The 13,967-nt window shown below is 45.2% G+C and carries 12 protein-coding genes; 4 read left to right on the top strand and 8 right to left on the bottom strand.

Annotation, left to right across the window (positions count from 1 at the left end):
• Positions 1 to 65: 65 nt before the first annotated feature.
• The 4 genes from rsmS to dinG form a co-directional block, all read right to left on the bottom strand.
• Complete coding sequence (gene rsmS, locus AC6I8U_RS10855; RefSeq protein ID WP_498016866.1) at positions 66 to 221, bottom strand: pleiotropic regulatory protein RsmS; 156 nt, start codon at positions 219 to 221, stop codon at positions 66 to 68.
• The gene (gene priC / locus AC6I8U_RS10850) at positions 221 to 724 is read right to left on the bottom strand and encodes a primosomal replication protein PriC (RefSeq protein ID WP_498016865.1); all 504 of its coding nucleotides are present in this window, start codon (positions 722 to 724) and stop codon (positions 221 to 223) included. Before priC ends, rsmS begins: the two co-directional genes overlap by 1 nt.
• Positions 725 to 789: 65 nt before the next feature.
• Positions 790 to 1,560 (bottom strand): TSUP family transporter, encoded by a 771-nt coding sequence (locus tag AC6I8U_RS10845; protein ID WP_042474398.1) that lies wholly within the window; start codon positions 1,558 to 1,560, stop codon positions 790 to 792.
• 15 nt (positions 1,561 to 1,575) lie between these two features.
• Positions 1,576 to 3,651 carry an ATP-dependent DNA helicase DinG gene (dinG, locus tag AC6I8U_RS10840; RefSeq protein ID WP_498016864.1) on the bottom strand — a complete coding sequence of 692 codons (2,076 nt, stop codon included), beginning with the start codon at positions 3,649 to 3,651 and terminating at the stop codon, positions 1,576 to 1,578.
• A gap of 534 nt (positions 3,652 to 4,185) precedes the next feature.
• Between dinG and AC6I8U_RS10835 the strand changes: the two genes are divergently transcribed.
• The 3 genes from AC6I8U_RS10835 to AC6I8U_RS10825 all read left to right on the top strand — a co-directional run bounded on the left by AC6I8U_RS10835 (position 4,186) and on the right by AC6I8U_RS10825 (position 8,588).
• A complete protein-coding gene (locus AC6I8U_RS10835; RefSeq protein ID WP_498016863.1) occupies positions 4,186 to 5,157 on the top strand; it encodes a porin in 972 nt (323 codons plus the stop codon).
• Between the two features lie 197 nt (positions 5,158 to 5,354).
• The gene (locus tag AC6I8U_RS10830; protein ID WP_498016862.1) at positions 5,355 to 6,041 is read left to right on the top strand and encodes a YccT family protein; all 687 of its coding nucleotides are present in this window, start codon (positions 5,355 to 5,357) and stop codon (positions 6,039 to 6,041) included.
• 240 nt (positions 6,042 to 6,281) lie between these two features.
• Positions 6,282 to 8,588: an MMPL family transporter gene (locus tag AC6I8U_RS10825; RefSeq protein ID WP_498016861.1), complete on the top strand. Its 2,307-nt coding sequence runs from the start codon at positions 6,282 to 6,284 to the stop codon at positions 8,586 to 8,588.
• A 24-nt stretch (positions 8,589 to 8,612) separates the two neighbouring features.
• Here the strand turns inward: AC6I8U_RS10825 and AC6I8U_RS10820 are convergent, their stop codons facing one another.
• From AC6I8U_RS10820 to AC6I8U_RS10810, 3 genes are all read right to left on the bottom strand, one after another.
• Positions 8,613 to 9,476 (bottom strand): TonB-dependent receptor, encoded by an 864-nt coding sequence (locus tag AC6I8U_RS10820; protein WP_498016860.1) that lies wholly within the window; start codon positions 9,474 to 9,476, stop codon positions 8,613 to 8,615.
• 143 nt (positions 9,477 to 9,619) lie between these two features.
• On the bottom strand, positions 9,620 to 10,966 hold the full coding sequence (locus AC6I8U_RS10815) for a DUF4397 domain-containing protein (RefSeq protein WP_498016859.1): 1,347 nt from the start codon (positions 10,964 to 10,966) through the stop codon (positions 9,620 to 9,622).
• A gap of 120 nt (positions 10,967 to 11,086) precedes the next feature.
• A complete protein-coding gene (locus AC6I8U_RS10810) occupies positions 11,087 to 11,524 on the bottom strand; it encodes a dCMP deaminase family protein (RefSeq protein ID WP_234494085.1) in 438 nt (145 codons plus the stop codon).
• Between the two features lie 296 nt (positions 11,525 to 11,820).
• On the opposite strand from AC6I8U_RS10810, the gene AC6I8U_RS10805 reads away from it, so the two are divergent.
• A complete protein-coding gene (locus tag AC6I8U_RS10805; protein ID WP_498016858.1) occupies positions 11,821 to 12,603 on the top strand; it encodes a tetratricopeptide repeat protein in 783 nt (260 codons plus the stop codon).
• 54 nt (positions 12,604 to 12,657) lie between these two features.
• On the opposite strand, the gene AC6I8U_RS10800 is transcribed toward AC6I8U_RS10805, so the two are convergent.
• Positions 12,658 to 13,581, bottom strand: coding sequence for a pyridoxal-phosphate dependent enzyme (locus AC6I8U_RS10800; protein WP_498016857.1), 924 nt, complete (start codon positions 13,579 to 13,581; stop codon positions 12,658 to 12,660).
• Positions 13,582 to 13,967: the final 386 nt, after the last annotated feature.

The raw sequence follows: 13,967 nt of genomic DNA, 5'->3' as shown, positions 1-13,967 counted from the left end.
GACGCTATTTGTAGTGGGGGTAACGCGATGAAAAATGATAAGTTGAGAAAGGTTGTTGTGAAAAATTAGCTTTCAATTTTTCTTAAGAGATCACCTTTCACAATCTCAAGTGCCTCTAACGCCACTTTTGGATCGATCTCATTGCTCTCAAGTAAGAAGATCAGATCCACAGCGAGTTTGATTTCCTCTGGCGCACTTTCTAAGCCTGTTTCATTCGACATTAGATAAATTTCATCCTTTGATTGATCTTGTATTGAATCTGGTTCATTGCGCTGCGGCAGCGCTGCAGCCTTTGTTCGGTCTCGATAAGTGATTGCTCGTCGTGTTGGTTCTGTTCTTTGTCGCGAACCAGCTTACAGAGTTTTTGCTCCCAAACTTTATGCTGAGCAAGCGACGCTCTCAATTCTGCCAATGATTGCTGCTCGATACTATCTGCTTCACGGTTAGGCACCTTCGCGAGAACTCTTTCTAGCGCTTCGAGCTGACATGAAAACCTTTCGACCAGAGCCTCTGATGTGCTTTGACTACATGAGCTCTGACTTAAAGTGACGATCTTATTGAGTAGTGATTCGGCTTCGATAACGCAAGGCAGAGTCAAAAAGCCGCTTGATTGAAAGAGGTGTTCATCAAATTGTCTGACTTTTGTCTGCCGACTAGAAGCATCAAAGGCCTTAGCTGCTTCTTTTAGCGTCTGTAATTTTAACTTGAGTTGATTGAGCTTCATTGATAGCGGGTTTCTCGTTGGTGTTACGGGCCGTTTCTATATTCAAACGATAATGACAGCCAGATTTACAACCAAGCATCGTAAGCAAGCTTGATAGCGAGAATGCTCACGACTGTCACAAATATTGGTCTTATAAATTTAGCACCAAATCGTATTGCGGAGTGCGCGCCTATATAAGCGCCGGCCATAAGACATACACCCATGGTTAAACCAAGTACCCAGTTGATATGACCGAGAATCGCAAACGTCACTAGTGAGGTAAAATTACTGGTAAAGTTCATCGCCTTTGACAAGCCGGAGGCGAACAAGATGTTGAGACGATACAGAGCCATTGAGCTAACGGTCCAAAACGCGCCGGTACCAGGACCGGCAACACCATCATAGAAACCCAGAGACAAGCCCTGAAGGTACTGTTTACGATTGAACTTAGGGCAGCCGACGTTGACCTTACTGCTCTCGCCTTGAGGAGCGCGATGAAAAACGGTGTAAAGTGCCGCCGCTAAAATGACAAGGGGAAGAACTTTTTCAAGCCACTCGGTACTAATCATGTCAACAACGACGGTCCCAAGCGTGGCACCAAACAGAGTAGCGACAAAAGCTCGACGCCAACATTCTGGCTTAAAGAGTCTTTTACGGTAATAGGTGAACGCTGCAGTCGACGAAGCGAAGGTTGCAGCGAGTTTATTGGTACCTAATGCGATATGTGGAGGAAGACCCAATGACAATAGGGCAGGCACAGTCAGCATACCACCACCGCCAGCAACGGCATCAATAAAGCCAGCAGCAAAGGCGACGATAGCCAAAATAACCAACATACTTGGTTCGATAAATTCCATCGAGACGAATGACCCTTAGTATTCTATTTTTCTTTTAAATGGGGGTAGGGAATCAAGCAAAGATTTGCCATACCTTTTAGTGACGATTCGCCTATCTAGGATATAGAGAGTTCCACAGTCCCTTTCTTTCCTCAGCAAACGGCCCGCCGATTGTATCAGTTTTTTGCTCGCTTCTGGAACTGTAATCTGGAGAAAAGCATTGCCACCTTTACTCTCTATATACTCAGCATGTGCTTGTTCGATCGGCGACGTAGGCACAGCAAAAGGTATCTTAGTGATCACCAAGTTCTCTAACAGTTCACCGGGCAGATCTAACCCTTCAGAAAAACTGCCTGTCCCAAAAAGAACGCTCGTTTTCCCGCATTGAGTGAGGGTTTTATGTTTATTTAGGATTTCTGAGCGTGATTTTTCACCTTGAATTTGCAAGGGCCAACCTTTAAGCGAAAATTTTGCTCGCAACTCATCCGCGACTTTATTCATCTGCCAATAAGACGAGAAAAGAATGAGGTTACTTTTACCATCTTCGATAATGCCTGGGATTTTTTCTACAAGCTCCTCGGTAAATTGAGGGGCTTGTGGTTCATTCCTCATTTTGGGCACGATAAGCTCAGCCTGTTCCGCGTAGTTAAACGGAGATGCAAGCGCCAGAAATTGAACTCCGTCTTCCTCTTTTTGGCTGATTCCAGCTTGGTGGCAGAAGAAAGAGAAAGAGTTGAGCGCTCGCATGGTCGCAGACACCAGCACGGCGCCCACACAGCGAGACCAAAGCTGTTGGTCTAACTGCCAACCGACCTCAAGTGGCGCTACGCTCACGAGGTGGTCGCCTTCTCGCTCTTTACTTTTCTCAATCCAACGCGCGAGGGGAGCACCTTTCTCTTTTTGTGGTTCAGCCATCAAGCGCCACACGGCGGCAAGATTATCAAATCGTTGGATATAAAAGCCGAGTTCTGCCAAAGCTGGTTCAGCAAGTTTGGCGCTAATCTCACCATCTTTGAGGCGCTCAGAGATTAGATCCGCGATTTTGGCAGAGGCTTGAGCGCCTTTTTGCGAGTATAGTTTGAGCACTTTCGCTTGCTCTTCTAACCAACTAGGAAGCTCGCCGTTCTCGAATCGACAGCTATCTTCTTCAAATGGAAGTCCGCCGCAATAGGTGTTTACTTCGCCTAAAAGCGGTATTAACTGCTGTATCGCATCTTGCAGTTCATTGCGAAAGCGGCTGACCCGCTTCTCATCCGCCATTCCTGAAAACTTGCTAGCCGACTGATTAAGTCGCTCTAACCAACTGCCAACACCTTTGAGAGTCGCTGATGCAGAAGCGTGATCTCTTGCAACATGCGGAAGGTGATGTGCCTCATCAAAGATAAAGATGGTGTTTTCGGGCTCTGGGAGAATCACCCCGCCACCTAAGTCAGCATCTGCCATCACTAAGCTGTGGTTAGCAATAATCACATCATTTTTATCGAGCTCTGAGCGTGCTTTAGAAAATGGACAGCCGCGGTGTGCTGGAAGACTGTTATTGCAGCTGTGTTTTTCGCTCACAATGGTTTGCCAGATGGCATCATCGATAGGCTTTGGCCATGAATCTCTATCACCATCCCATTTACCTTGCGCCAGTTTTTCATACATGAGTTGTAGCTGGGCAATGTCAGATGCTTTGGGTTTGGTTTCAAACATCGCCATTTGACCACCGTCAGCACCGCAAGCTACGGCAAGTTTTTCGGCACAGCAATAACGCTGGCGGCCTTTAGCAATGATAAAAGAGAAGTTTTGATCCGTAATGCGTCTAAACAGGGGTAAATCTTTATTCAGCAACTGCTCCTGAAGTGCCACCGTCGCAGTAGAAATGACGACTTTGCGGTTGTTTTGGACCGCGACAGGAATGGTTGCCATTAAGTACGAAAGGCTTTTACCGATCCCAGTTCCTGCCTCAGCAACGATCATGCGTGTGGACTTGTGATATTGACCACAGAGTGTTTTAGCGATTTCTGAAACTAGATAGTTCTGAGCTCGCCTAGGAACGAAGTTATCTAATTGAGTTTGCAGGTTTTGATAGCTTTGGCGAATGGATTTTTGGATTTTACTGGTCAGCATGATAAGCCCTATGTAGACGAGCGGGGAGTGTACCACACTTCCCGCGGCGAAAAATATGGGCAAGTAGTCTCAAACTTACAGCTGGTATTTAGATCAAAATCACAAAAATCGAGTGAACTTTCATAAGGGGCTATATTTTTTAGTGTCTAAAAAATATAAAACTCCAAAAAATATATATAGCTAGATTATTATTCCGATAAATAGTGTTATTGGTCGCATTTTTTGGAGTCTTATATAAGTAGGTGCATCAAAAACGGTGTGTGAGTTGCAATCGAAAGGTGTTCAAAAAACTTGCGCTTTGTCACTGATAACTTTGCAAGTAACTGTTTTTATTGGGTTTATATTCTTTTGTTATTTTTATTTAGAGTGTTTGACAACTACTGAGAACTTTTGCATTCTTGGTTCCGAGATTTAAAGACGCTAAGTCAACCAAAGGACAAAAGGTTGTCGTTCTTCTGGAAGATTTAGACGTCACATATATTAAAAAAGGGAACCGAAAAGGAATTCCCATCTAAGAAAAGGCAGTGGATTATCATGAAAAAGACTCTAGTAGCTCTAGCGGTCCTAGCTTCGGCTGGTTCTGCACAAGCAATCGAAATTTATAACCAAGACCGCGCAACTGTTAACCTAACAGGTGATGTAGAGGTTGTTTACCTACGCGGTATGACGGATGACGCTGATACAGCGGACTTTGATGAGAAAACTACTCGTCAAGAAATCCAAGACGCTGACTTTGGTTTCGACGTACGTTACGCAGTAAACGACGACCTACAAGTTGGTGGTTACTGGGAATTCTCTGGCGACAACGCTGGTGCAGCTGAAGCTGGTAACGTATACGTAGGTTTCTACAGCGCAATGGCTGGCTCTCTAAAGATTGGTCGTCTAGACACAGTTCTTGATGACGCTGGTATCGGTAACGACTACCAATTCGGTACAGCTGGTTTCTTCCAAAACGGTTCTAAGTTTGGTCTTGACGAAGCTGTACGTTACGACGTAGACAAAGGCACTTGGTATGTGTCTGCAGCTCTAGCTCAAGACAAGAACAAATCTACAGACGTAATTGGTGAAGATGGTTACTGGTTCGATGGTAAAGCAGGTTTCCGCGTAGCTGATTTCGACGTTACCGGTTTCCTAGGTAAGCTGAAGAGCGACGACGGTACAACATCGGCTGACGAAAACCTATACGCTCTAGAACTTCGTTACAACGGCTTCGAGAACATTGGTCTAGCGGCTGGTTACTACAATGTTAAAGGCGACATTGACACTCCAGGAACGGATGTTAAAGGCGATGCAATTGCTCTAGACGCGACTTACGCACTAGACGCATGGTTGTTCGCAGTAGGTTACACTCGCTTAGACGGAGACGTTGAAAGTGCTGAGAACACGTACTACCTAAACGCTGGCTATGCAATCGCTCCTTCTACTACAGTATATGCTGAAGTTGGCGGTACAGATGCAGACAACTCTCAAACTGGTTTTGCAATCGGTATGAAGTCTGAGTTCTAATCTGAGTTAGATTAATATTTTGTTAAAGCCACCTACGGGTGGCTTTTTTGTTGCACCAAAACTCTGTTATTGCACTGGTATTTGCTTGATAGAGTCTTCATTTTCTTAATGTAAATGTTTGGGTAACCGCCCCGATATGGCATGATGTTGCTCCCAAGAAGGGAAACATCAAAAAATATAATAAAGGAGTGACCGTAGTGAAGAGGTCTATCGTAGCTGCATTATTAACAGTTGGTTTTACATTGTCTGCGAGCGCCGCGACTCTGATTCCAATGAAAGGAGTTTCTTTACTTTACATTAATGGTCAAGAAGCTGAGAGCAAAACGTCGGCGAACACCATTGAAGAAGGCAAAAACCAAGTTGTTCTAAGAATGGATAAGAAAGTTGGACGAGGCAGCAGTCAAACGGTTTACACGTCAGCACCGTACGTGATTGATATTAATGTCACTGGCGACGAAGTGAAGATAAATCACCCTGTTGCGCGCAGTAAGCAAGAAGCAGAGGCCGCGTTTCGCACTGGTTCTCCAGAGTGGCGTATCACCCAAGACGGCAATACACTCCAATACACCCAAGAGAAATTACAAGGTCGTGATGGATTCCTTCCTTATTCTGACGTTGGAGAGCTAGTGGCTAAACATAATGAGCAACGTGGCATCTCTTTCTCGGGTGGGGAAGTAGTACAGGCTAGCGCTGCAGCGGCAACTACGGCTGCAGTAGCAACGACCGCCGTAGTTTCTGAAGCGCCAAAAGTTGAAGCAACAAGTAAAAAAGCACCAGAAGCTGTTGCTAACCAAAACAACGTTGAGCAGCTTAAAGCTTGGTACTTAAAGGCATCTAAAGCCGAGCGCAAAGAATTTCGCAAATGGATGATCGATCAAGAGTAATCATTAACTCTTATCTATCATAATTACTAAGGGGCTATCAGCCCCTTTTTATATTTGAAATGACAGGAAACTAACTATCTATCTCGGATAAGTAGGTTATGATTATCCTATTGTATCGTTGTTATTTTAATTTCTGTGGAACGACTATTCTCACTTATCCAGCGCTTTCCTAAATTTGTTCTACTTTTCGTCACAGCACTGACCGCAATCTCTGTTTGGTACGGACAGCAGCATTTTAAAATGAATGCTGATCTTTCTTCACTCGTTGAGCAACAGGGAGCCTGGGTTGATGAACTCGACCATCTCAATCAAACCTTCCCTGATTCCGGTAACGTGACGTTGCTGGTCACTGGCACCGATCCAGCTGTCTTGAAATCTTCTGTTTCTGACATTGCTAAAGCGTTGAACGATCAGTCCTTGGTTCATCATGTCTTTGCACCACAAATATTGCCTTGGTTTGAAGAGCATGCGCTCGGGTTTTTGTCTCATAAAGAGTTTGAGCAGATTAAGGCGTCTCTCGAAGAGTCCGTACGACCCGCTGCTGTTGCTGCGCAAGCAAACAGCTTAGAGCTGTACTTTGCCTTGTTAGCAGAAAGCGAAAGTCCAAATCTAAATCCGCTATTAACAGCGACAGAGGATAATCGTGTTGATTGGCCGAGTTTCTTCCAAGAAGATGTGACCTTGCCGTCTGCGTATGCCATTACCTTAGTAGCGGATGCGGACTCTACGGCAACAGAACCGAATCGCGCTATCATGAATGCGATCGCTTCCAGCATAAAACAAGCTGATCTGCAAGCCAGTATTAGCGTAAAGGTGACGGGGCAGGCAGCACTCGACTTCGATGAAATTGCCGATGCCAATAACAGCATCACGGTGGCTGGCACTGCATCTCTGTTAGGGTTGATCCTTATTCTCGCGGTTGGTATTCGTTCTCTGAGAGTCATCATTGCTTGTTATTTGACGGTGCTTGTTGGCTTAGCGTGGACTTTTGCCGCAGGTCTTCTGGTGATAGGTCATTACAACACGATCTCCATCGTGTTTATGGTCATGTTTATCGGTCTTGCCGTCGATTTTTCTATTCACCTGTGTCTTCATATTCAAGAGCTTAGAGTCAAAGGTGAAAGCAATGAAGTCGGGATGCGCCACGCAATAGCGCACTCGATTCGTCCTCTTTCTTTATGCGCACTGTCGTCGGCTTTGGGGTTCCTCAGCTTTTATCCTACCGCTTACACAGGGTTGGGCGAACTTGGGATAGTTTCAGCGCTTGGAATGATCTTAGGGCTTATTGCGACTTTCGTTGTTATTCCACTTTTCTTTACCTTATTTGGTTACCCTACGGTTCGTCATCAAACCGATACACATAGGTTTGCTTGGTTTGGCTCTCAGCTCATTAGATTTAAAAGCCTGATTTTTACTCTTGTCGTCGCACTTACTTTGGGGATGGGGTACGGCGCGACTCAGTTTAAGTTTGATTTCTCGACCTTGGTGTTGAAAAACCCTAACTCAGAATCTGTATTGGCGCTAAATCAACTTCAACAAGAAGGGCTAGGCTCAAGCTACCAATTGTTTGCCATTGCAAAAGATCAAAAACAAGCTCAAGAGTGGAAAGCGCGTTTGGTGATGCAACCGTCTATCGCTTCTGTGGTTATCGCGAGTGATTTTATGCCGAATGAGTTGGAAAAGAGAACGGCGCAAATCCAAGACATTTTCAATGAGCCAGTTACTGTTGCTCCAATGAATTACGAGCAGTTTTTGCAGCAGGCGAAGGAGAACAATTGGATTGGAGGCTCTCTGCTCTCAGCCACAATTGATCCAGCTAAAACCGCGTCAAACCTGTTTGGGGATCTTTCAAAGAGTTTGACTGCTTTAACTCATCAGGATCAAGTCACTATAGATTCTTTACCTGTTGAACTACGAGAGCGTTATATCAGTGAGCGAGGAGAATGGTTAGTCGTCATTTCACCTAAAGAAGATATGACCAATGTGAAGGCGCTAGAAACCTTTATTAAAGAGAGTAAGCAAATAGCGCCTAACGCCACAGGCAGAGCCGTGGCAGAACAAGAAGTTGGCGGAATTATCACGGGTGCATTTCAAGCAGCAATCATGATGTCGGTATTCGCTATTGCACTTATTCTGATTTGGACCGTCGATAAGAAGCGAGATGTCATTCTTATCTTTATTCCGTTAGGGCTGGCTTCATTGACAACGCTTGGCTTGATGCACTGGCTCAATCTTTCAATGAACATGGCTAACATTATCGTGATACCCCTGATCTTTGGCTTAGGGGTGGACAATGGCATTCATATTGTGAAGCGATTCCGCTCGGTTAGAACTTTAGACGCATTCTTTAATACCTCGACGCCAAAAGCCTCACTGGTGAGTTGCTTGACGACGCTAGCGACTTTTGGTGCGCTAATCGTTGCGGAGCATCAAGGCATGCATTCTATAGGTTTGGTCCTTACGATTGCATTGAGCAGCATATTGGTTTTCAGTCTTGTACTATTGCCATTATTGTTAGAAGTGACCAAGAAAAAGCCAATCGAGTGATGGGCTTAAATCAGAAGGTAGTGTTTAGAATCGGGCATCGAGAGTGATAAAGAAACTCTTTCTTTGTCCGAAGCCTAGTTCACTTATCAATACCCAGTTTGGTGTGAATTCGTATTGTGCGCCAACAAGGCTGTTCCAATTGTTTGCGAGGCTCTGATTTACAGTAAATCTCGCATCGTCGAGCAAAGCCAGGTCGCCCAACGAACCAAGTGGTAGGTCTTTAACATTACCACTCAGTGTTTGTTCGATATTTTGGTATTGAGCTCCGACCCATGCGCGAAGCGGCCAATCTGTATTTCGAGAAAAATCCCAACCAATTCTTGGAGACACGACTATTGAGTCAATCTCGCCGTCAATCACTGTAAGGCTAGTTTTTGTGTAGCTCGCATCTACCAATGCAAAGAAGCTCTCATACCCACCCGCAATGACCGTACCGGCACCATAGGTGTAGCCATCTAGATCCAATCGGAATGGGGCATCGATATTGTCAATGTCTATGGGTACCCCAAAAAGTTTTCCGCTTGCGGATTTAATGGTTGTTTCAGAGTAACCGTTCAGTTTACCGCCAATAGCATAGAAGTTTAGAAACGGCAGGACCCACACGTCTGCTTTGAGGGTTAAGACTTCACTTTCTTGGTAACCACCCTCTGTTTTAATGTTGAGATCCTTTATGAAGCTTGGTAAACCAGTCAGTGCTATCGAATTCACATTGATCCCTTGAGAGACATTCATATACCCAAGGCTGAGCCCCACCGCTTCTGGAAGTGTATACCCACGCTCTTCCGCTTCTTTTTTAAATAAAGGAAGTTCAATCGCTGATACACAGCTAGAGAATAATAATGTTGCCAAAGAAATTACTTTAAACGGTGTTTTGGCATTGAATGTCATAAGGATATGCTTTCCAAAGGGTTGGTGATATACATCACAATTATAGGTTGGCGGATTGTAGATGAGCAAAGTCTGATTGAAAAGAAGTTTTAAATACAAAAAGGTCGCGGACCTTCCCACGACCTTTTTCTATATGACGAAGCCTATTTATCGATGTTCAAGGCAATAGAGTCTTCAGTAGCAAATGCAGTGACCACATTACCATTAGCGACCGCCGGAACATTAGTGTTTTGTAGCAAAATGTTGGTCGTTCCTGCTTCAGCAACCGCTAGGTCGTAAGTGCCCGCAGGTACTTTGAGCACAGCTGTGTCTTTAAAAGAAACGCCGCTCAGTACTACGGTACTTGCAGAGAATGCACCGCCGTCGGCTACTGCATGAATGTCGACTGTAGCTGCGGCCGCAGTTGGGTTAGCGTGCAATACACGGATTTTCGCGTAGGTTGCGATGCCGCGAAGGTCGTCTTCGATGACTAGAGCCTCTTGTGATGAGTCATCCAATCGGCCCACGGCAAAAATCGTCGTTTCGCTTCCCGCGCTAAATGTCGCACCTGGTACTGAGATAACTTCGGGCGTAGTTGTTCCCGCTACAGTAACACCAACGTCCACGTTGCCTGGTGCCAGCTCAACACTCGCTACATTTTCGTACGTAAGATTAGTTAATCCAGTAACAGTCGCACCGTTGGCAACGATGTCTACCGCAGGAGCGTCTTGAATAGCGTGACCCGCTCTTACAACAGCTTTACCATCGGCGTCTCTCACTACCGCAACTGAGTTGCCGTCGGCGACCAATAGGTCGACCGGCGATTCACCTGTTCCGCTTGTGACTACGTTTGGCACAGCTGTTACCATGAGATCAGAGCCACCTGCTAGGGCCAAATCGCCACTATCAAACACAATATCAGCGTCAGTGCTTTGGCCTGCTGGAGTGATTCTGATTCGGTACGTATCAGCTGGAACGGTAACTGGTAAATCTGCAGAATCTATAGCAAATGCCAATCCCGCTATCGCTACCGAACTCGCGCTGATGCTCGCGTCGGTCGTTAGGTGTATATCAACCGCGCCTACCGAAGGGTGCGCATGCAGCACATCAATGCGGACTGAGTTTGAATCGGGTTTGATGCCGCTCCTTGAGAGAACAACAGCTTGGAGGGACGCGGTATTGTTCACCGCAAAGATGTCGTATTGCATGTCTGGAGCTAGGTTTGTGCGCGGAGCAGACAGCACTTCCGCCGTGCTATCGTCTGCACCGATAGCGTCGACTGCTAGGTCATAAGTTCCACTGTCGACCGTGATCAGCCCGCTACCTTGTTGATAGTCCACGTTGCTGAGACCACTTAATATCGCGCCGTTGGCTTTTACGTTAACTAAAGGTGCGTCGGGACTGGCATGTGTTACGCGAACTTGTGTGGTGGGTGTAGAGTCGGAGTCGGTGCCACAGCCGGCAATAGTGATTGCTGCGGCTGCGATAACTGATGTTTTAATAATATTCATGGTAAGCCTCTATGCTCATGTTATTCGCAAAGAGACTTACGGCAGCAAATTTGGATTAGTTCATAAGTGAGTTAAAAATAAACTTTTGGTAAAGCATCGTGTTGCACACACTACACAACATTAATTTTCTATTGGAAGCCAGTCTACTTCTACTCCCGCCTGATCAAACATATCTTGGCTAAGTGAAATTTTTTCACCCCAACGAGATAGAAAATCTTCGGTTTGAGCAGGGCAGTGCACGACTGAAATACCGGTTTGAATAATTTTTGCCGCGCAGTTCGGGCAAGGAAAGTGTGTGACCCAGATTTCACAGCCGTCTAGGTCCCGCTTTGCAAACAAAATTGCATTCTCTTCAGCGTGCAGCGTTTTCAGGTACTTAGTTTCTCTCTCATCCACTTCTGCGCTATCAGAGATGCCGTGTGGATAGCCGTTAAATCCAACCGACACGATACGGTTTTGCTTAGTAATGACGGCACCAACTTGTGTTGATGGATCTTTACTCCATGAGCCGACCAATTCTGCCATTTGAATGAATCGTTTTGCCCATTTAGACGCCATAATATCTCCAATTCTAGATGCTTGATTAATTCTCAGTACGATACTGCAAGTCTACAAAATAACACAGTCTAAAACGAGAAGTATTTGCAAACGATTACAGTAAGTAAACATTGGTTTCTAGCCACTGTTGCTTTACAAAATAACGTGCTACTTATTGGCTATAATGTACGCAAATACTAATGTTTTTGTGACTTGAACGAAATTCTTTGTCAGAGTATCGACAATTATTCATATTTTGCTGAGAACATTAATCATCATATGGCAGAATTTGACGAATTCTTTAAGGATGGGAAAAGATGATGCGGAAAACACTGTTAGCGGTTTCACTATGTGGTCTGTGTTTTAGTGCAACGAGCTTTGCATTTGTTCAGGATTATTCAAAGCGAAGCAACAAAGAAGTCACAACTGAAGCTAAGCGTGGCGATATTTATGCTCAAATTGAGCTTGGAGATCGTTTAGCTACAGGTAATGGCGTAGAAGAAGATGACGTGAAAGCTGTCGAGTGGTATCACAAAGCCGCTAAGAAAGGCAGTGAGACAGCGATGTACAAGCTTGGCATGATGTATGACAACGGCCATGGCGTTGCCTATAGCGCGAAAGAAGCGGCTGCTTGGTTTGAAAAAGCGTCAGCAAAAGGTCACGTAAAAGCGCAATATTATTTAGCTGGTATGTACAAGTGGGGGCGCGGCGTTCCTAAGAGCAACGAGAAAGCGGTTGAGTACTATCGTTTGGCGGCCGAGAAAGGTTTCGATGTCGCGCAAAATAGCCTTGGGGTTATGTACGCTAAAGGACTCGGTATCGAAAAAAATGATGACGAAGCGGTCAAATGGTACCGTCGCTCAGCGGAAAATGGTTACGCTTATGGTCAAAGAAACCTAGCGTTTAAATATTCTCTGGGTGAGGGCGTTGAGCTTGATAACGTAGAAGCGTATGCATGGGCGTCAGTTGCCTCTACAAACGGTTATACTACCGCGGAAAAACTGCGTGATGACCTAGCGATGAAGCTTTCTGCAAGTCAACTTGCTGAAGCGAAAACAAAAGCAGAGTCATATCTTGAGCAATACACCTCGCATCAATGATCAATAGTACCCAAGTACTACAAAGGAAGCCTCGAGCTTCCTTTTTTGTTGCGACTACCAATCGATCTGCTGATCACAGTATTTGCGACGGTAACGAGCCAACATAGTCTCATTTCCCAAGAGCCCGCCCTGATGGACGTACAGGATTGTGGTTTCTGGATTGGCCTCCAACCAAGGAAGCAGGCAACGCCACATCATGGGGTCATAGAGAAGGTCAAATTCAATATGGGTCTCTTCCTGCAAAGCTTGCCATATCTCATAATCTTGTTTGTAAAGTTTGCCAAAGTGATGCTTAGTGTCGAGCTCTAAAATAGTAGGTAGGTCTTCGGTTTCACCAAGCGCCGCAAACTGTTTAAGCAAGTAATCTTTACCTGAAACACAAGGGCAGGTCAGTACCTCTATGCCTTGTGGCTTAAGAACCTGACTTAAATAAAGTGCCGTCGTTCCAGTGCCTGAAGGCAGCGCGACCTTTATATTGCGCCCTTTCTCAAATCGAGACCAAGATAAAATTTCATTAGCCAGTTGAGTGACTCCCTCTTTTGCTTGCTCGAAGTGGCCTCCCTCCGGAATTATCAAACAATCTGGGTCATCGCCATGCTCTTTAATGACAAACTCTGATGGGTGTGGTGCGTTAGGCCCCATGGTCTCTTGCAATGAGATAACCTCTGCACCTAACTCCAATGCTGTTCGGTAATTACCCATGGGTTTCGCGTCTAACCAGCTCGGTTTGTGGTCGACATAAAATGTCAGTTGCAGCCCTTTTATTTTTGCAAGTGCAGCAAGAGAAGTAAGCGAGTTGGCTTGAGCTGAACCCCAACCAATTAACCTGGTTTTGCCTTCTAACGGTTGAAGCAAAGTAGTCATAAACTTTCTGGCTTTGTTGCCGTTAAAGTGACCGTGGAGCAAATCGTCCCTTTTTAGGTAGAAGTGATGACCTTGAAAGTGATGCTCTGTTACTGGGCTGTCATTGAGTTTCACGGGCGCTACCTTTGTTGGTATGTCAGTTATGGCAAGAAAAGAGCGAGAGTTTACTCTCTGAAGTAGATAGATACAAACGAACTCACGACAAACCGTTACATAGTCGAATGCTTTGCTATGCCATCATGCTAGCGGTCAGTAGAGCGGGCTAGGGAAATTGACACAAAGTTGACGTTGCGTAATTAGCGATGTTTTTTGCTGCTAAAAAGCCACTCTTTTGTCGAGTTAATTGACATTTTTAGACGAAGAGCCCATTTGGCGCTATTTTTTTACTAAAAATGAGTAAATATTAATTCAGCCAAGAAATGTTTGCGGCAAATGTGTACAGAGTGTCTATGTTTTGTGTGGGAAATAGATATCAAGCCTTTTAATTCGTTGAACGCCCT

This window comes from Vibrio sp. KUL80, assembly GCF_059725495.1.
The sequence above is the reverse complement of the archived record's forward strand: the minus strand, read 5'-3'. Positions and strand labels throughout refer to the sequence as shown.